The organism is Halobacillus campisalis, assembly GCF_030345335.1.
GTDB classification, from domain to species: domain Bacteria; phylum Bacillota; class Bacilli; order Bacillales; family Halobacillaceae; genus Halobacillus_A; species Halobacillus_A campisalis.
Genome location: NZ_JAPVRC010000010.1, coordinates 1 through 17,193, shown reverse-complemented (window position 1 = coordinate 17,193; position 17,193 = coordinate 1). Strand labels below are relative to the sequence as shown.

The window sequence follows — 17,193 nt, the reverse complement described above, 5'->3', positions numbered from 1 at the left end:
AATTCTCCTTTCAGTATGAGAAACTTACTCTTAGTTTTCCTGCTGAAAGGTAAATATAAACATCTTTATGTGCGTTTATAAATTTTCCATCAACTTTTTAGCGATTTTCTGAAAATCATCGGGGTCAATTCCTGGCGCGAATTCTTCCGGCAGATCATCCAAGTCAGGCATAGGGGCTCCTTTAGGACTGCCATCTATAACATGAAGCCGCTGACCTGTTTCTGGGTTCTCGCCCTTCCAAATTTTCCTTATGTCCTGATAATCGTTGTCACTCCACGTATAGAGGACATTATTCAATCCCTGTTCTTCATATTTCCGCGCGTAATCGAATTTAGAGTTGCTGAGGTCAGGGACAGGGAGCATCTTTTTCACATCGACACCTGTAATGATTTCAATCGCTTTAGCGTAAGCAAGCACATGCACCCCTCCACGAACCAGCAAATAGCCGATCATTTCTCTTGCTGTCGGGTGGTCCGTCATTTCGTATACTCTCATTTTATGCGTCCTCGCTCCAAGTTCCAGGAAGAAGTTATGCAAGAGATCAAGGACTAAGTTTCCACTGTTGAACACATTATCTCCGGTCCAAGCCCTGCCCATGGAATCACCTGCAAGAGCGGTCTGGGCGGTGGCAATAAATTGATATGTATTGCGCGCGTCCTTCCCGGCTTGCAATGGAGCAATATTCGGGTCTCCGGAAAATGTAATGTTCTTGGACAGTAAGTTGATCGACGTGGCGACAAGCTCGACATGCCCCAGCTCTTCAGCTGTGATACTCGCCACTAAATCATAAAAGGGCTTCAACTTCTTCTTCCCGCGAAAATTAAAGGACTGGTACATGTAATTGTTCAATGTCGACATTTCTCCGAACTTCCCCCCAAGAAGTTCCTGAACAGCTGCTGCAGCGTTTTTATCTCCATATTCGGGCACAGGCAATTCGATCAATAACTTGTTTTTACGCTGGAACATAAATTCACTCCTTTACGCTTCATTTGTCGGAAAGACCCAGATGATCTGCTGGATACGAATGAAAAAAGGCGTACCGCTATTTTCCACAACAATATGGTCAGGCATCACGTTCGTTAATATACCTCTCACTGATCCGTGAGTCGTCTGAACAGTAACGGACGAACCGCTTACGGATTGCAATGTTTGAACAACATAGGGGTCGTACAGACTTAAAAACATGGGGTTATTCACTTTTATCACTCCTTTTCCATACTCTTTTATACATATGAAGATGCAATAGCTCTTCATTCATAAATTACGGACAACTTATTAGGAGTAGAAAAATTTTTCATCTTCACCCAAGGTCATCTCTATCATATAAAGCTTTATTAGCAACATTATTTAAGAAGCGCTAACTTTCTTTGTCAGCGCTTTTTTACGTTTTACAATCGCTGATTTTGGAAAGTGTATGATCATGAAGGAAAGAACAAATAATCAAGAAGATACAGTACATGTTTTTGTAACATTTGTAACAAGAATGAAATATAAGGTTTATAAAAGTAGAAATTTGTATTAAACTTGAGGAAGATGATATTGGGAGGACCACCATGCTTTACAAAATTATGAACCATAAATACAAGTTCATACTTCTAACCGTTCTATCTTTCTTGTTGGGCGGTTCCATCTTTTTTTTCAACTCCACACCTACCCGTTCAGAAAAACCGTTGGAGAAGACCCCCACTGTATTTGTGCACGGCTTTAAGGGAGGTCACGGCTCATTTAATACGATGCTGGACCGGTTTGAGAACAACAATTGGGGTAAAAAACGTATGCTCGTCTACGTCACTGCTTCAGGTGACGTGAAAATTAATGGAGGAATCCCTTCAGAAACAAACCCTTTTATCCAGGTGATATTCGAAAATAACAGAGCCAGTATCGCTCAGCAGACGAACTGGATGCAGAAGATTATGACTGATTTAAAGGAACATTTTTCTGTCGATCAGGTCAACCTTGTGGGCCACTCCATGGGAGGGCTGGCATCTACTAATTTCCTGCTGAATAACCAGGAAGGAAATTATCCTGATGTAAAGAAGCTTGTGACGATCGGAAGCCCATTTTTAGGGATCGGTCAGGAAGATTATTTTGCCTTGAATACAGGAGAAGCCACAGTGGATCTCCAAGTGGAATCCAACGCGCTCCTTACCATGCTTAACAGTAAAGATAACTTTGACGAGGGTATTCAAACCTTTTCGATCGCAGGAGTCATTAACGAGGAAGATAAAAGATCCGAGCAATGGGATGGCCTCGTCACGGCTCAGAGCGCTCATGGAATCAAAGGTATTGTACCTCATAGTCATTACAAAAAAGAAACTTTCCGTGATAAAGGAGCTACTCATTCCGGCCTTCATGAACATACAGGTGTCGATCAATCTGTTGCTGAATTTTTATGGAACATCCACTAAAATGCTAAAAACCTCGCAATCCATGTGGATTGCGAGGTTTTCGTTATATTTCTTTAAATGTCGTCATCACAACTTCACCAATCGCTGCGATCGTTTGATCTTTAAAGGCTAAAGAAACACTTCCACCATCAGGCTCTGCATAGAACCAAGACCCATCTTCCAATTGATGATACCCTAATGCTTTCAGTCTTTGGTTCAAAGCGTTAGGGACTTGTATTAGTCCCGTCTCTTTTGTGAAATAAGCTGTAGGAGAGATCTTTACATCTTTGTCATTTGCGCCAGTATATACGACGAATAAGTCTTTCTTATTCTGAGCAATCCACTGTCCTTTTGAAAAAAGTGAAATCCTCAGCTTCTCGAGCGCTGATATTCCTTCTAAATTCACTCCGAAAATATCAAGAATGACCCTCCTGATTTCTTTCGGGGAAATGCACTGGCCATAATCTTGAAGGTACAAATCCATGACTTCCACCTTTGTCAACCTGCCTATGTAATCATCGGAGACCTGTTCATTTTCTTGATTTAAAACTCTTTGAATACGCTGCTTAACCTCTTGAGAAAACATTTGCGCTTCGCTCCCCTAAATATTCTGAACTCAATTATCTAAACTTCAAAGATCTGATTTTCTTTAAACATTTCTAAGAGTAATCATTCCAGGAGGCTCCCACTCTCATCGCTGACCTATTCGAATTCACAACTTTCGAAACCACTCGAACGCACGAACTTCGATTTGACCGACAAGGCTCTTCTTCCCTTGAATATACCTTTCTATATCATGAGGAAAATCGTAAGCCAAACGCTCTTTCAACTCACCATAAGCTGCAGCATCTTGCGGATGGCTCCTCAAGTAATCCCTGAATACTAAATGCCTTTCAATTTCAGGATGACCCGCTTCAAATATATGAACATGGTGGGAACGTTCGTCTCCCCCTTTTTGATAAAAACGACGGCCTTGTATACCGTTTTCCCCCATCACTTCATAACCTGATGCTTCCATAGCCTGGACATACTCGTCTGCTCTGCTGATAATGTCCAATACTGGCATGATATCGATGATCGGCTTAGCTTTCATACCTTCTATTGCTGTGCTGCCTATATGGTGAATGTCAACTAAGTGTCTTCCGAAAATTCCTTCTATAGCTGACGCTTCTTGTCTGAACTTACTTTCCCATCGCCTATCAAAAGGTCTGACTTCTATTTTTCTAATCGTCACTCACCTCTTCAAAATATAAATACACTCCACCTTTACTTTCTACTCGTTCTCCATCCCGCTTTCGTCCATATAAAAGACTTCCCATAGATGATGGTCTAAATCTTGAAAGCTCCATCCATACATGAAACCATGGTCCATCGGTTCATTAAATCGTTCCGCTCCAGCTTCAAAGGCTTTATTTACTAAAGTATCTACTTCCTCGCGACTCTCCAAAGACAAAGCCAGGATAACCTCAGCGGATTTCTCTCCATTAGGAATAACTCGTTTCGTGAAGGATGTGAAATACTTTTCGACTAATAACATCGCATACATATTTTCAGCAATAACCATACATGCAGCTTCTTCACTAGTGAATTGGGGGTTAAAAGTGAAACCGAGTTTGGTAAAAAAATCAATGGAGGCATTCAAATCTTTGACTGGTAAATTGACAAACATACCGTTAGCTTTAGTTTCCACTTGTTTCACCTCATTATTTTTTATATGGGTATTTTCGACGTTTTTTAACATTTTCCTCTTTTACTTTTTAAGCTTCCACTGTAGATTGCTTCTCAAGTAACACTTTCCAGACAAAGCTCGCTTACCTGCATGACGTATATTTTACAGCAGGAAAATCATCGGACGCCCACGAAAAGTTAACCATCCCCCATAAACTCTGGTTCTTTATGACCCGAAACCGAACTGGCAGCAATTTAAAATGTTTTTATTAACGATTCATTTATCCTTCTCAAAAATGAATACCCACATGAACGTTAAGGCCTGCAGCAAATCTTTTGGGAGAAAAGAGACGTCTTTTCCTTCCACTTCACGTTTAAAAACGCCGTAGCCTCCTTCAAGGTGCCACCCTGTTTCCAGTGCCATTTCTTCCAGTTCCCACGGCATCATCGTATTGCATATTACCTCTTCACCATAGACGCGCCGATAGCTGTTCATCCTTGGTTTTGCCGTAGGTCCTAACACACCAATACACAGTTTGCCGCCCGGTTTAAGGATCCTCTTCATCTCTTGAAGCCCCTCATAAGGCACCTCTACCCACTCTAAACAGTTGATCGCCATAATCGCATCGAAACGTTCCTCTTCAAAAGGGAGATGGACTAAATCACCCTGGACGAATTGAAGCCTTTCATGTTCAAGTCTCGACTTTGCCCGGCGGATCATATCTTCTGAAATATCCAGGCCGGTGACATGGTAGCCTTCTTTTTCTAATTTAAAGGATCCGTAGCCATCGCCGCATCCGAGGTCGGCGACCGTACTTCCTTCTTTTATGTGTTTTTTAAAAAAGGGAATGATTGTTTTCCTGCTACCGGTATCCCACATGTTCTCACTATTCGCATTCCAAAAGCCCGCACGCTCGTCCCATTGCTTTTCCGCTTCTTTGTGCCAGTTAAATGTCATTCCAATCCCTCCTGCGGTTTACATACTTTTATAATAACAGGTGCCGAGACCTTTTGCGTGAAACGATTTCGATCTTTAACTCTTTCCTCTTTTACCCTGAAGATATTTTCGTTAGAATATAAAAGGTTTATCCGATTCCAGCTAGGCCACTTTGAAAAAATGCGCCCGGCTGTTCAAAAAGATTTGCACATTGGAAAAATCTCAGTTATGCTTATAACACAATATAAGCTAATCAAACACAACGAAAACACCATATATAGTATCCGCGAACAGAAGATGCCACAAGGCTTAAAAGGGAATCTGGTTGAAATCCAGAACTGCCCCCGCAACTGTAAGCACTCGCGAAACGGAATAATCCACTGTGCAGAATCCAGCATGGGAAGGTCCGGAGTAGAATCGGGTGTGAGTCAGGAGACCTGTCTTCTTTCGCAAAAGTTTCAACTTCTTCGGGGACTGAGAAGATGAGGCGATGGAATGAAGGCGGCTCTCTTGTTGACCCTCTTTCATTGCATGGTTTCATCCGCTCACATCCTTGAGCGGATTTTTTTATGGATTTTTTTATATTAGTGATAAAAGAGGAGTGATTTCATGACTACTGTAGTAACATCCCACTGGCAAGACTGGTTAGAGAAACAAGCCAACGATTTCCCATCTCTATCAATGGGACGTATCATAGAAAAAGCTAAAAACGCAGCAGGAGATAAAAATGAACAAGCTTACTCACTGATTCTAGAATGTCTGGCTGAAATAAGCGAAACGGCTCCCGACTGGACCTACCTGGCCAGCCGTATACATCTTCAGCAGATGTATGAAGAATCGGCAGCCAACCGGGGCACTTCCAACGCCTATGAAGGACTGCATAATTTAGTGAAAATATTAGTGCGTGAAGATATTTATGACCCAAACCTCCTCAGTCTTTATTCGCACGAAGAAATGGACGAGCTTGAGAAAGCGATTGTTCCTGAACGGGACGCACTGTTTACGTATATCGGAGTGAAAACACTCGGAGACCGCTATTTAGCCCGCTCTAAATCGGGGCTGGTATATGAGCTTCCACAGGAACGTTTTATGATCATAGCGATGGTGCTGATGGCTCACGAAATTCCCTCCCGTCGTCTGGAATTAGTGAAAGAATCTTACTGGGCACTCAGTCAGCTATATATGACCGTTGCTACACCGACCTTAGCTAATGCAGGTAAACGCTACGGTCAATTGAGTTCCTGCTTCATTGATACCGTCGATGACAGCCTACAGTCCATTTATGACAGTAATACTGACACCGCCAATTTAAGTAAGCACGGAGGCGGAATTGGCGTCTACTTAGGTAAAATACGCAGCCGCGGTAGTGACATCAGAGGGTTCAAAGGGGTCTCATCAGGCGTCCTTCCATGGATGAAACAAATCAATAACACCGCGGTGAGCGTTGATCAGCTCGGACAGCGTCAAGGTGCCGTTGCCGTATACTTGGACGTTTGGCATAAAGATATCTTTCCTTTTCTCGACAGCCGCTTGAACAATGGTGATGAGCGTCAGCGTACGCACGATCTCTTTACAGGTGTTTCGATTCCTGACTTATTCATGGAAGCTGTTGAAGATCGAGAAGATTGGTTCTTATTCGACCCTCATGAAGTTCGTAAAGTAATGGGTTACTCGCTTGAAGATTATTATGACGAAACCCGTGGCAGCGGCTCCTTCCGCGAACGGTATAACGCGTGCGTACAAAATGAACAGCTCACTAAAGTTAAGGTCCCGGCAATCGAAATCATGAAACGGATTATGGTAGGACAACTGGAGACGGGGACTCCTTACATGTTCTATCGAGATGAAGTTAACCGCATGAACCCAAACAGCCACCAGGGGATGATTTATTGCAGTAACCTGTGCACAGAAATCACACAAAACCAGAGCCCGACGAAGCAGGAAGAACAAAAAGTTCAAGACGGTAAAATCATTACAGTCAAGACTCCAGGCGACTTCGTAGTCTGTAATTTATCAAGTATCAATTTAGGGCGGGCTGTAACAGCTGACGTCCTTCCGAGGTTGATTCCCATTCAAGTAAGGATGCTTGATAACGTCATCGATCAAAATACTATACCAGTCCTGCAGGCGCAATTGACCAACCAGTCTTATAGAGGAGTCGGATTAGGTACTTTCGGGTGGGCGCACCTGCTTGCTAAGAAAAAAATCTCCTGGGAATCCGATGAGGCTGTGAGTTACGCTAACGACGTATACGAAGAAATTTCATATTACACGATCCGCTCAAGCAGCCAGCTGGCTAAAGAGAAAGGAAGCTATCCATTTTTTGAAGGCTCCGACTGGGAAACGGGAGAATTTTTTGTTAAACGGGCGTTTGACCAAGACAATAAGTACAACTGGGAATCCCTCAAGCAGGAAGTCCGTCAAAATGGAATGAGGAATGGCTACCTTATGGCTGTAGCCCCGAACTCCAGCACTTCCTTGATTGCAGGAAGCACAGCCAGTATCGATCCGATTTTCAAAAAGTTTTATTCCGAGGAGAAAAAGGATTTCAAAATACCAGTAACTGCGCCTGAATTAAGCCCTGCTACTTTTTGGTATTATAAATCTGCTTATGACGTCGATCAGCATGCAAGCATTAAACAAAACGCTGCTCGTCAAAAGTATATCGATCAATCGATTTCTTTCAATATATACGTGAAGAATTCAATCAAAGCTAAAGAGCTGCTTGCTATTCATTTAGACGCATGGAAATCTGGATTAAAAACGACTTATTATACGCGCTCGACATCCAGCCAAGGTAATTTTGATGAGTGCGAAAGCTGCTCATCTTAAGGAGGAAACATGATGGACCATACTATACAGAAACGCAAGCTTGTCGACCATATGGCACCCAACGCATCAACAGGCATGGTGAATGGCCGGAGCTCGAATGTGCTGAATTGGGATAATACCCGCTATTCATGGGCTTATCCTATGTACAAAACAATGCTCGCTAACTTCTGGATCCCTAGTGAAATCAATATGAGCAATGACTTGAAACAATGGCCGGAACTTTCAGAGCAGGAACAAGTTTCATTTAAAAAGATTATCGGCTTGCTCGCTTTTTTAGATTCGATCCAAACTGATTATTCTGGAAAAATCGCCGACTACCTGACCGATTCTAGTGTTTCAGCCCTGATGCAGGTGCTCGCTTTTCAGGAAGTGGTGCACAACCAGTCGTATTCTTATGTATTATCCACTCTTGTTGACCAAGCTGAACAAGAACGGATTTTTGAATATTGGAAGCATGATGACATTTTAATCGAAAGAAATAAATTCATCACCGATGGGTATGAACAATTCGATGATCAGCCCACGGTTGAGAATTTCTTAAAATCAGTCGTGTACGATGTCGTATTGGAAGGCCTGTTTTTCTACGCAGGATTCGCTTTCTTTTACAACTTGGCTCGAAACCAAAAGATGGTCTCGACAAGTACTATGATCAATTACATTAACCGGGACGAGCAGATTCACGTTAACTTATTCGCTCATATCTTTAAAGAAACACTGAATGAAAATCCGCAGCTTGACCGTGATTGGTATGAGGAATTCGTAACGGAAACCTTTAAAGAAGCCGTAGATTTAGAAATCAAGTGGGCCCATCACATTATCGGTAATGAGTTTCCCGGCATTCCAATAGATGATTTAGAGGATTATATTCGATATATCGCAAATAAGCGTTGCAAATTGATGGGGGCCAAAAAGCCTTTCCCTGAATATGACGAAAACCCATTGAAGTGGATTCGTGCCTATCAGGAAGTCGATGAAGGAAAATCAGACTTTTTCGAGCAAAAATCCAGACAGTATACAAAAGTTTCCGAAGATAACGGATTTGACGATTTATAATTCTATTTTTCAATCCCGTGTCATTTTTTCATAAATGACACGGGATTTTTATTTATGTCAACTTTCCTAACATTTAATAGATAATTGGTATTGATTTTTCTGAAAATTTGATTTATAGTAAGTTTTAACGTTACTCATTGTGTTAAGAAAACTAACATATAGCGAAGGAGGATATTAACGATGAAAAAATTGGAGGCCATCATACGCCCTGAAGCTTTTCAATCATTAAGAGAAAATCTCGATACTTTAGGCGTCAAAGGGCTGACGGTTTCTGAAGTTGCTGGCTGCGGCCAACAAAAAGGACAGGAAGGGATTTTTCGAGGAAATCGTTACGAAGTGAAGCTATATCCGAAAGTGAAAGTAGAAATGGTAGTCGAAGATACCGAAGTTACAGACATTGTCGAAGTGATTACCAGCACTTGTGCTACAGATAAAGTGGGAGATGGGAAGATTTTCGTTTCGACTATCGACGAAGTGTTCCGAATCCGCACGGGAGAAAAAGGAAAAGCTGCACTTATCTAATTTTATTCGGAAGGATGTTATGAAAAGATGAAAAAAATTATCCTGTTATTATTAATAGCCTCCTTTAGCTTTCCAGTAGCTGCTAGTGCTCAAACAGAAGTTACTGCCGCATCTGTACTAGAATCGCTTGATATGGTATGGATCATGATTGCCGCATTTCTCGTATTTTTCATGCACGCTGGATTTGCGATGGTTGAAGCAGGTTTTACACGTTCAAAGAATGCGTTGAACATTCTCATGAAGAACTTTATGACGATGTCTATCGCTGCCACTTTATATTTTATTGTGGGTTATGGAATTATGTTTGGAGCTTCTGGGGGAGGTTTCATAGGTCTAGATGGATTTCTACTTAGCGGACACGAAGACCAAATTGGTTTCTTTGTCTTCCAGGCTGTGTTCGCAGCAACATGTGCGACCATCATTTCTGGTGCTGTCGCCGAACGTATCAAACTAAGTTCATACTTGATGCTCACTGTAGCCATGACAGCTTTCATTTATCCAATAGTCGGTCACTGGGTATGGGGCGGAGGCTGGTTAGCTGAATTAGGTTTCGTCGACTTCGCAGGTTCGACTGTCGTTCACTTGACTGGTGCACTAGGTGCCATCGTCGCCGTAATGTTCCTTGGACCTCGTTTAGGGAAATACAGCGGAGGTAAAGTCAATGTCATTCAGGGTCACAACATTCCAATCGGCGCATTAGGTGTGTTCATCCTTTGGTTCGGCTGGTTCGGATTTAATGGCGGCAGTACGCTGGCAGCCGACCCGACGCTTATCCCTTCCGTAGTCGCTACTACTCTATTATCTGCGTCTGCAGGGGTCATTGGGTCTGGTTTTTATTCACAACTGAAATACAAACGAGTGGACGCTACTCTTACATTGAATGGTGCATTAGCCGGGTTAGTAGGTATTACGGCAGGGACGGCCGATCTTTCCCCGCTTGGTGCCATCGCAACTGGCTTGATTGCCGGGGTCATCCTCATAGAAGGTGTAGAACTGCTTGACCGTAAACTCCACATCGATGATCCAGTCGGAGCCATCGCTGTCCATGGTCTTTGCGGAGTTTGGGGTACGTTGGCTGTCGGATTCTTTGCAGTAGAAGGCGGACTATTCTATGGCGGTGGTTTTTCACTTCTCGGAATCCAAGCTATCGGTATTCTAGCCGTTGTAGCATGGACAATGGGAATGACGGCTATCGTAGTATTCGCCCTTAAATCTGCATTCGGTATTCGCGTTTCCCGTGAGGAAGAAATTTCCGGACTGGACTTCTCCGAGCACGGATCAAGTGCCTATGAATCTTCTAAGAGCATTTTCAACGAAAACCCGAACCCTACAGTCGATAAAGACTTTGGTGTCGGATTATTGAACAGACTGGATAGTCTGGATCGCGCGAAAACGAAGAAAGAAGAGCGGCCCGCTCAATAAACATCCAAAACCACCTGAAGCGACTCAACCGAGCTTCAGGTGGTTTTCTTTTTTCTCGATCCTATATGAAATGTTCAACAAAGCAGCTCTGCCCAGCTTGATTTTATAGCAGCCCTGAAGACGTCCAGGATGCTCAGTCTTCACATGAAAATCGGCACATAAAAATGTCCGTAATGTCCAATTGCCAAAAGATAGATATACCCCCTCATCCCCTCTCCTATCCGCTTTCGAACTGCTCGATAAGATAAGACCGCCGTCTCCATCATTTACGAGGATTTGAACAACTGTTATGACACCCACAGGTAATGGGTAAGCTGTATTTATAAATGTCTTCCCCCTATGGTGATGGGAAGAATAATAGTTTGTAAGCATCGTTTCATTAGTATCAATGTTTTTCCTCACCCATGCCTTGACGTTTTTTCTACCGTCTTTACCCTCGTGAACAGGTACGACCTCCCCTTCCACTTCAAGATAACTGGATAGATCGATACGATTCACTCCCGCTCTTTGTCTAAGTCTTTGAATAAGGACTACAATAAAATTCAAACCCCTTCTCCACCTCACTGTCATCCCCATTTTGTAATCAGTCGTCTTTTCGAGAAAACGACGCACTTCAGCTTGGACACCTTCAGGGTCAAAACGTACCGATTGATAAGAGGAAAGATCATGAATCAAACCTTCCGCATATAAATGCCGGCCCCCCCATCCGCTTCCATGATCTGAAGATCCACGGATACGCAGCCGGCTCACAGGAAAATTTGTGTAGGTGTAACCTTTCACTGGATGAATGCTTCTCCACGCAGCCACAGCAAGCCACGAAAAAACAAACGCATTGAACGTACCATGCCACTTCGTCATACTTCCTACTCCCAGCCAGTAAGTGTTCACCTCTAGACCCAGCCTGTACATAATTGATAGTCCCATTGTCAGAATCAAAAGGAGAGAAGCGATCCGCAGCGCCATTTTAGGCCACATTTTGAATTCCACAGAACACCAGAGCCACCATAGGCAAAGCCATACAAGCAACAATACGTAGCCAGCTGTGACCAAAAAACCAAAAAAGTGTTGATAAGAACCATTCAGGATAAATAACGGTCCTAGAGCCAAACCTATCCCCAATACGTGATAAGGCCGTCCCGTCCCTGTCTTTTTATAAGCACTCAGCCACCGGCCGAACAATCCAATCAATACCAGAAGAACAAAACCAGCATAATGGAAATGAACCGCATGTATTTGGCTGGTGTAAGGCTGCATTCCCCCACTCGCCAAAACAAACCAGACTCCACCTGCAGCTATGTAGATTAAACCGATATCGATGATTGTTTCATGAACAGGGAACCAGCCTCTCCCAAGCAACCTCATCAACCCCCCAAAAGCTATTAGTAAAGTGAAAAATAACCATAATAACGCCCAACTCCCGGCTTTCTGTCCAGGGGGAAGCGATGCCGCCAACATCCCTGCCCCTGAAAAAGGCAGGTAACCAATCATAACGTTCCATATCCACTGTTCCGCTCGATTATTTTCGGGGGATTGAATGATTTCTTCAAGCAAGAGTGGAACAAGTATGAGAAAAGCAAAGATCAAGGCGGCATCCAATATAGTCGTCTCAATATAAACACACCATAAGAACATAATAATCACACCAGCTGAGGCCATCGTTAAACCCGGCTTTTTCATATTTTCATTTCTCCTATCTGGCTTATTCAAATGAGGAAATCATATGTTATGCTAGAAATATTATACAAGGTGAGTCGAATAGGTTGGATAAAACCTTGCCGGAAGGGGCGTCGTCTATTCTATGAGGTGGAACAAATCGATCGGGAAAGAAGGTTCTCAGGAATCTTTAGAAAACAATAAAAACGCGGCATCACTGAATGATAAAATCGAAGAATGGATTCGTTTGTACAGCCACGATTTGAAGTGGCTTGCTTACTCCTACGTAAAAGATCATTCACTCGCAGAAGATATTACGCAAGAAACGTTTATTAAAGCCTACCAAAAGTATACCACTTTTAACCAGAATTCCACCGAAAAAACATGGCTTTACAAGATTACTATCAACTTGTGCAAAGACCATCTCAAAAGTTCCTATATCAGAAGAGTACTTAAAAAGGGGGCCGAGGTATTTCAAAACCTCCCTTCCCAAGCAGAAACACCCGAGCAACATACGATCAATAAGAGCAATGATGAGGAACTCTTTCAACACATATTACAGCTCGAAGATAAATACAGGGAAGTGATCATCCTTTTTTATTTCGAAGAATTCGAAGTGAAGGATATGTCCCAATTAATAAATGTGAGCCCGAATACCATCAAGACCAGACTTCGCAGATCCCGACAGTTATTACAGGAGCAGATCGCTTCAGAAGGGAGCTCAACAGATGAATGAACTAATGGACCATCGTTTAAAAAAGATGAATCATAACCTTAAATACCAACAAGTTCCTATGGATGAATTTGAGATGGATAAGCTGCTTAATCAAGCTACGAACCAGCCGCCAAGGAATTCAAAAATATGGAGGAAGGCTGCCTTACCGATGCCGGCCGCTGCTGTATTGATTTTCATGATTTTTCAAGTACAGCCGTCTCACTCCTCCCAATACGATACAGCCTCCCTTTCTCAACGCCCCGTCCATACTGAGATGAAGGGCCAGCAATTGATCGAAAATGACAATGTCCAGGATACGATTGAACAGGCTAGCGCACAAAGCGAACAGCAAACATATACAATGGTCCGCCATACCTACATTATCTATAATGATGAGATGTTCGTTCAAACTGATGAAAGTATTGATAGGTCCCGGCTTGTTGAAACAATAGGTACTGTAAAACCTGAAGCTTCGGCTGAGTTACAGCGTGGTCAATCAATCACGTCTAACGAGAAAATTTACAGCGTATCAGGAATGGATGAGGAAGAAGTGATCGCGATCAAAAGCAGACGAAGCACGGGTCACGGACCAACAAAGAAGGATTATTATATTTTCCAGAAACAGGAGTCGCTTCCCATCGCTCAATAATAAAGAGCCGCACCCTTTTATGAAAGTGGTGCGGCTCTTTATTATTTTCAAAGGTTCAAGTATTCTTTAAGTTTATCAAGCGAATGATAAATATCTTTTTTGATGACGGGATTATAGAACACAGCAGCAGGATGATAAAGCGGGAACACGGCATACTGTTTTTCGCTTAAAACATATTCATTATTTTCCCATTGATAGACAGGTCCTTCAATAAGCTCACCAAGCACCTCTGAAATTTTGTACTGCTTCCCCGCTAATCGTTCAAGGGCTACTCCGCCTAAAGCTATAATCAAGCGGGGCGAGATTTCATTAATTTGATAGTCTAAAATAGGAGCATGCGCGGCAATTTCCCTTTGATTTGGCTTGCGGTTCGCTTTACGACGCCCACCACTCCCTTTTTTTGTCGTATCTACCCACTTATAAGGGCGGCTTCTCACCACACTTGTAATATAGACGTCCTCTCTTTTAATCCCAAGGTAAGCGAACTGTTTATCTAATTCATCGCCCGCTCTCCCGATAAAAGGAACCCCTACTACAGCCTCTTTTTCGCCGGGAGCTTCACCTACAATCATAATATCAGCCTCAGGGTTTCCATTCCCTAGAACGAACCCTTCCACCTTTTCATCTTCCATCTTCTTATTGGCTTTATTGATTATGTATTCGGGTAATTGCATAATCTGGTCCTCCATATACTAGTTTTATTATCATGTACCACCCCGGCGTTAATTCAACACTCCTTTAGACATGTAATAATGTTTTCATTCGGAAAATTTAGATGTATGATTTATTAGAAATAAACAGTAAAGGGAGATTATGAAAAATGAAAAAAACCGCTTCGTTAATTGTTCGTTCCTATAGATGGATTATTGCATTTTGGCTGATTGCTTCCCTCGCCCTGGGCTATTTTGCACTTCAACTCCCTTCATTATTAGAAGGAGACGGTTTTAGAACCGATGGTGAATATGAACAAGTCGAACAAGAATTGACAGATACCTTTGATTTCCCTGAATCCACCCTCCTCCTTCTATTCGAGAAAGGGGAACAGACAGATGTCTCTTTTGTGCAATCCATTGAGGATAGCTTAAGCAGCATCGAAGAATTAGATGTCGGCGCCTCTATAATTTCCCCTTTAGATGACGAGTCGATGTACAGTGAGTCATCTGCTTACGCTGCGCTGAACTTTGAGAATGAACCAGAAGATCAAAAGAAAGTTATTGAAGATATCCAATCCGTCATAAACGAAGACGAAGCTATTCTTACAGGGGCACCAGTCATTTCTGAGGATATTAACCAGGCAAGCCAGGATGATTTAAAGCGCGCAGAATTGATTGGCGTACCGGTAGCTCTTATCATCCTGGTGATTGCTTTTGGCACTGTGGTCGCTTCACTGCTTCCTTTGATTATAGGCGGTATCACTATCGTAATCGGTTTTGGATTATTAGCCCTTATTGGAAATCAAATGGACCTTTCCATTTTTATTTTGAATATCGCCCCTATGATCGGCTTAGCATTAAGTATCGATTTCGCTTTATTATTCATTAATCGATACCGTGAAGAGCTGTTGTTCAAAGAGAAGTCAGAAGCTCTCATCATAACGATTCAGACGGCGGGACGTTCCATTCTATTTTCAGCCATCTGCGTGTTTATAGGATTGGGGGCAATGAGCGTCATCCAGGTCGATATTTTCATGAATATTGCAATTGGCGGGACGATCGTAATCATCGTTGCTGTTCTTGCTTCCCTGACTTTTCTTCCTGCCGTTCTATATGTTGCTGGTCCTCATTTGAATAAGTGGAGGATTATTCCTGTCAGTGAAGGAAGCACCGCGAGATGGAAAAAGTTCGCTTACGCCGTCATGAAACGCCCTCTTGTCATAACATTTACCGCGCTCGCATTATTAGTGATCGGCATTCTCCCTGTTTTCAATATGAACTTAACGATTCCGACCATCAGCTCGCTGCCAGAGAGCTATGATTCCCGCGCAGCTTACGAACAAATCGACGAAGAATTTATGGAAGATAGTGAAAGTACCGCCTACGCCATCGTTCAACGAGATGATGGATGGCTTGACCAAGCAGGACTGGAGGAAATAGAACAGCTGGAAGAGATACTTAACGAACCGGAAATCGTGGATTCGGTAAATACGATTTACTCATCGAGTGATATTTCATCTTCAGAAGAGTTCTATCAAGCTATGGAAAACGAAGCTTCTCGTACTCAGTTGGAACCAGCTATTGAACCATTCATTCAAGAGGAGCAGCTCATGATTCCGATCAACTTGTCGGTAACAGCTAACTCCTCTGAAGCACAAGAGCTTCTCTCTGACTGGAGTTCACAAACCTTCGACCAGGAGATAAGTTTTGGCGGCCAACCGAAGTTCAACGAAGAAATTTATACAGAAATTTATGAGAAAGTCGGGTATGCCCTTGCGATCATACTGCTTTCCACCTTCATCATCCTTACGATCGCTTTTCGGTCGATCATCATTCCTTTAAAAGCTATTTTTATGAATATCGTCGGGCTGATGTCTACATTCGGTGTGCTTGTATGGCTTTTCCAGGGCGGTCATTTCGGCCTGGAGGAAGCTGATATCGCCCTTATTCTGCCGGTTATTGTGTTCAGTCTGGTTTTCGGGCTCAGCATGGATTATGAGGTCTTCCTTATTTCTAGAATTCAGGAATATTATTTACAATCAAAAGACAATACGCAAGCGACAGCTGATGGGCTAGCCAGTACGAGTAAAATCATCACGTCCGCTGCCTTAATCATGATTGTGATTACCGGAGCTTTTGCCTTTACAGGAGTTGTGCCTGTTAAACAAATCGGTATCGGCATCGCAGTCGCCATCTTTATAGATGCGACCATTATACGACTGCTGCTCGTTCCAAGCCTTATGAAGCTGTTAGGCGATTGGAACTGGTGGCTTCCTTTTAAAAAAGCACCTAAACAACAAAAACAGCGTTCGTAATAGTAACGGGACCCGTATCATATCGCATCTTAAAAGATGTAGTCGGAAATGCTTATCAAGTTGTATATCAATTTGATAAGCATTTTTTGGTGCTTTTTTAAATCTGAAGTTTTCTACTTATATTGCGTAGTAAATTGTAATAGAAGCATTGAAAAAATATCCTTAAGCAAACTGGCAGGATACTTTAAGACTCAGTTTCGAGATAACCAGGGTTCGTGGCCGCAATGAAAGTCTGGTGTGGTTGGGAAGCTACTCGCTTTCCAACCACACCAATCGATATGAGATGAACGAACCCCCTTATACTGTTCTTTGAATTATTTTTATCTCCGCCATCTCAGTCCAGTCCATACGCCGCTGAACGAAGTGCTTCCGCTTTCAAAGGTAGGA

General features: G+C 42.7%; 16 protein-coding genes and 1 riboswitch. Of the genes, 8 read left to right on the top strand and 8 right to left on the bottom strand.

Annotation, left to right across the window (positions count from 1 at the left end):
* Positions 1-75: 75 nt before the first annotated feature.
* A complete protein-coding gene (locus O2Q26_RS16445; RefSeq protein WP_289216932.1) occupies positions 76-966 on the bottom strand; it encodes a manganese catalase family protein in 891 nt (296 codons plus the stop codon).
* A gap of 12 nt (positions 967-978) precedes the next feature.
* Complete coding sequence (locus tag O2Q26_RS16440; protein ID WP_289216994.1) at positions 979-1,185, bottom strand: YuzF family protein; 207 nt, start codon at positions 1,183-1,185, stop codon at positions 979-981.
* Between the two features lie 368 nt (positions 1,186-1,553).
* On the opposite strand from O2Q26_RS16440, the gene O2Q26_RS16435 reads away from it, so the two are divergent.
* A complete protein-coding gene (locus tag O2Q26_RS16435; RefSeq protein WP_289216931.1) occupies positions 1,554-2,408 on the top strand; it encodes an alpha/beta fold hydrolase in 855 nt (284 codons plus the stop codon).
* Positions 2,409-2,451: 43 nt separating this feature from the next.
* Here the strand turns inward: O2Q26_RS16435 and O2Q26_RS16430 are convergent, their stop codons facing one another.
* From O2Q26_RS16430 to O2Q26_RS16415, 4 genes are all read right to left on the bottom strand, one after another.
* Complete coding sequence (locus tag O2Q26_RS16430; protein ID WP_289216930.1) at positions 2,452-2,973, bottom strand: hypothetical protein; 522 nt, start codon at positions 2,971-2,973, stop codon at positions 2,452-2,454.
* Positions 2,974-3,099: 126 nt separating this feature from the next.
* Positions 3,100-3,621, bottom strand: coding sequence for a GrpB family protein (locus tag O2Q26_RS16425; protein WP_352232262.1), 522 nt, complete (start codon positions 3,619-3,621; stop codon positions 3,100-3,102).
* Between the two features lie 39 nt (positions 3,622-3,660).
* Complete coding sequence (locus O2Q26_RS16420; RefSeq protein ID WP_289216929.1) at positions 3,661-4,077, bottom strand: VOC family protein; 417 nt, start codon at positions 4,075-4,077, stop codon at positions 3,661-3,663.
* Positions 4,078-4,332: 255 nt separating this feature from the next.
* Positions 4,333-5,013 carry a class I SAM-dependent methyltransferase gene (locus O2Q26_RS16415; protein WP_289216928.1) on the bottom strand — a complete coding sequence of 227 codons (681 nt, stop codon included), beginning with the start codon at positions 5,011-5,013 and terminating at the stop codon, positions 4,333-4,335.
* Between the two features lie 257 nt (positions 5,014-5,270).
* A riboswitch (cobalamin riboswitch) is annotated at positions 5,271-5,450 on the top strand.
* A gap of 151 nt (positions 5,451-5,601) precedes the next feature.
* On the opposite strand from O2Q26_RS16415, the gene O2Q26_RS16410 reads away from it, so the two are divergent.
* The 4 genes from O2Q26_RS16410 to O2Q26_RS16395 all read left to right on the top strand — a co-directional run bounded on the left by O2Q26_RS16410 (position 5,602) and on the right by O2Q26_RS16395 (position 10,821).
* Positions 5,602-7,824 (top strand): ribonucleoside-diphosphate reductase subunit alpha, encoded by a 2,223-nt coding sequence (locus O2Q26_RS16410; RefSeq protein ID WP_289216927.1) that lies wholly within the window; start codon positions 5,602-5,604, stop codon positions 7,822-7,824.
* A 12-nt stretch (positions 7,825-7,836) separates the two neighbouring features.
* Positions 7,837-8,877, top strand: a complete 1,041-nt coding sequence (locus O2Q26_RS16405; protein ID WP_289216926.1) for a ribonucleotide-diphosphate reductase subunit beta — start codon at positions 7,837-7,839, stop codon at positions 8,875-8,877.
* A gap of 180 nt (positions 8,878-9,057) precedes the next feature.
* Positions 9,058-9,399 (top strand): P-II family nitrogen regulator, encoded by a 342-nt coding sequence (locus tag O2Q26_RS16400; protein WP_289216925.1) that lies wholly within the window; start codon positions 9,058-9,060, stop codon positions 9,397-9,399.
* 27 nt (positions 9,400-9,426) lie between these two features.
* The gene (locus O2Q26_RS16395; protein WP_289216924.1) at positions 9,427-10,821 is read left to right on the top strand and encodes an ammonium transporter; all 1,395 of its coding nucleotides are present in this window, start codon (positions 9,427-9,429) and stop codon (positions 10,819-10,821) included.
* A gap of 24 nt (positions 10,822-10,845) precedes the next feature.
* Here O2Q26_RS16395 and O2Q26_RS16390 read toward each other — a convergent pair whose 3' ends face one another.
* The gene (locus tag O2Q26_RS16390) at positions 10,846-12,498 is read right to left on the bottom strand and encodes a YndJ family protein (protein WP_289216923.1); all 1,653 of its coding nucleotides are present in this window, start codon (positions 12,496-12,498) and stop codon (positions 10,846-10,848) included.
* 121 nt (positions 12,499-12,619) lie between these two features.
* Here O2Q26_RS16390 and O2Q26_RS16385 point away from each other — a divergent pair, with 121 nt between their 5' ends.
* Both O2Q26_RS16385 and O2Q26_RS16380 read left to right on the top strand, forming a co-directional pair.
* A complete protein-coding gene (locus O2Q26_RS16385; RefSeq protein ID WP_289216922.1) occupies positions 12,620-13,210 on the top strand; it encodes a sigma-70 family RNA polymerase sigma factor in 591 nt (196 codons plus the stop codon).
* Entirely contained in the window at positions 13,203-13,838 is a 636-nt protein-coding gene (locus tag O2Q26_RS16380) for a hypothetical protein (protein ID WP_289216921.1), read from the top strand. Before O2Q26_RS16385 ends, O2Q26_RS16380 begins: the two co-directional genes overlap by 8 nt.
* A gap of 47 nt (positions 13,839-13,885) precedes the next feature.
* Here the strand turns inward: O2Q26_RS16380 and O2Q26_RS16375 are convergent, their stop codons facing one another.
* Positions 13,886-14,512, bottom strand: a complete 627-nt coding sequence (locus tag O2Q26_RS16375; RefSeq protein ID WP_289216920.1) for a uracil-DNA glycosylase — start codon at positions 14,510-14,512, stop codon at positions 13,886-13,888.
* 146 nt (positions 14,513-14,658) lie between these two features.
* Between O2Q26_RS16375 and O2Q26_RS16370 the strand changes: the two genes are divergently transcribed.
* Complete coding sequence (locus O2Q26_RS16370) at positions 14,659-16,806, top strand: MMPL family transporter (protein ID WP_289216919.1); 2,148 nt, start codon at positions 14,659-14,661, stop codon at positions 16,804-16,806.
* The last annotated feature ends 387 nt before the right edge of the window (positions 16,807-17,193 follow it).

What these genes read in the sequence shown, in the direction of transcription:
- O2Q26_RS16400 (WP_289216925.1), top strand. Translation starts at nt 9,058, where the DNA reads ATGAAAAAATTGGAGGCCATCATACGCCCTGAAGCTTTTCAATCATTA.
- O2Q26_RS16380 (WP_289216921.1), top strand. Translation starts at nt 13,203, where the DNA reads ATGAATGAACTAATGGACCATCGTTTAAAAAAGATGAATCATAACCTT.
- O2Q26_RS16435 (WP_289216931.1), top strand. Translation starts at nt 1,554, where the DNA reads ATGCTTTACAAAATTATGAACCATAAATACAAGTTCATACTTCTAACC.
- O2Q26_RS16390 (WP_289216923.1), bottom strand. Translation starts at nt 12,498, where the DNA reads ATGAAAAAGCCGGGTTTAACGATGGCCTCAGCTGGTGTGATTATTATG.
- O2Q26_RS16415 (WP_289216928.1), bottom strand. Translation starts at nt 5,013, where the DNA reads ATGACATTTAACTGGCACAAAGAAGCGGAAAAGCAATGGGACGAGCGT.
- O2Q26_RS16370 (WP_289216919.1), top strand. Translation starts at nt 14,659, where the DNA reads ATGAAAAAAACCGCTTCGTTAATTGTTCGTTCCTATAGATGGATTATT.
- O2Q26_RS16445 (WP_289216932.1), bottom strand. Translation starts at nt 966, where the DNA reads ATGTTCCAGCGTAAAAACAAGTTATTGATCGAATTGCCTGTGCCCGAA.
- O2Q26_RS16395 (WP_289216924.1), top strand. Translation starts at nt 9,427, where the DNA reads ATGAAAAAAATTATCCTGTTATTATTAATAGCCTCCTTTAGCTTTCCA.
- O2Q26_RS16385 (WP_289216922.1), top strand. Translation starts at nt 12,620, where the DNA reads ATGAGGTGGAACAAATCGATCGGGAAAGAAGGTTCTCAGGAATCTTTA.
- O2Q26_RS16430 (WP_289216930.1), bottom strand. Translation starts at nt 2,973, where the DNA reads ATGTTTTCTCAAGAGGTTAAGCAGCGTATTCAAAGAGTTTTAAATCAA.
- O2Q26_RS16410 (WP_289216927.1), top strand. Translation starts at nt 5,602, where the DNA reads ATGACTACTGTAGTAACATCCCACTGGCAAGACTGGTTAGAGAAACAA.
- O2Q26_RS16405 (WP_289216926.1), top strand. Translation starts at nt 7,837, where the DNA reads ATGGACCATACTATACAGAAACGCAAGCTTGTCGACCATATGGCACCC.
- O2Q26_RS16440 (WP_289216994.1), bottom strand. Translation starts at nt 1,185, where the DNA reads ATGTTTTTAAGTCTGTACGACCCCTATGTTGTTCAAACATTGCAATCC.
- O2Q26_RS16375 (WP_289216920.1), bottom strand. Translation starts at nt 14,512, where the DNA reads ATGCAATTACCCGAATACATAATCAATAAAGCCAATAAGAAGATGGAA.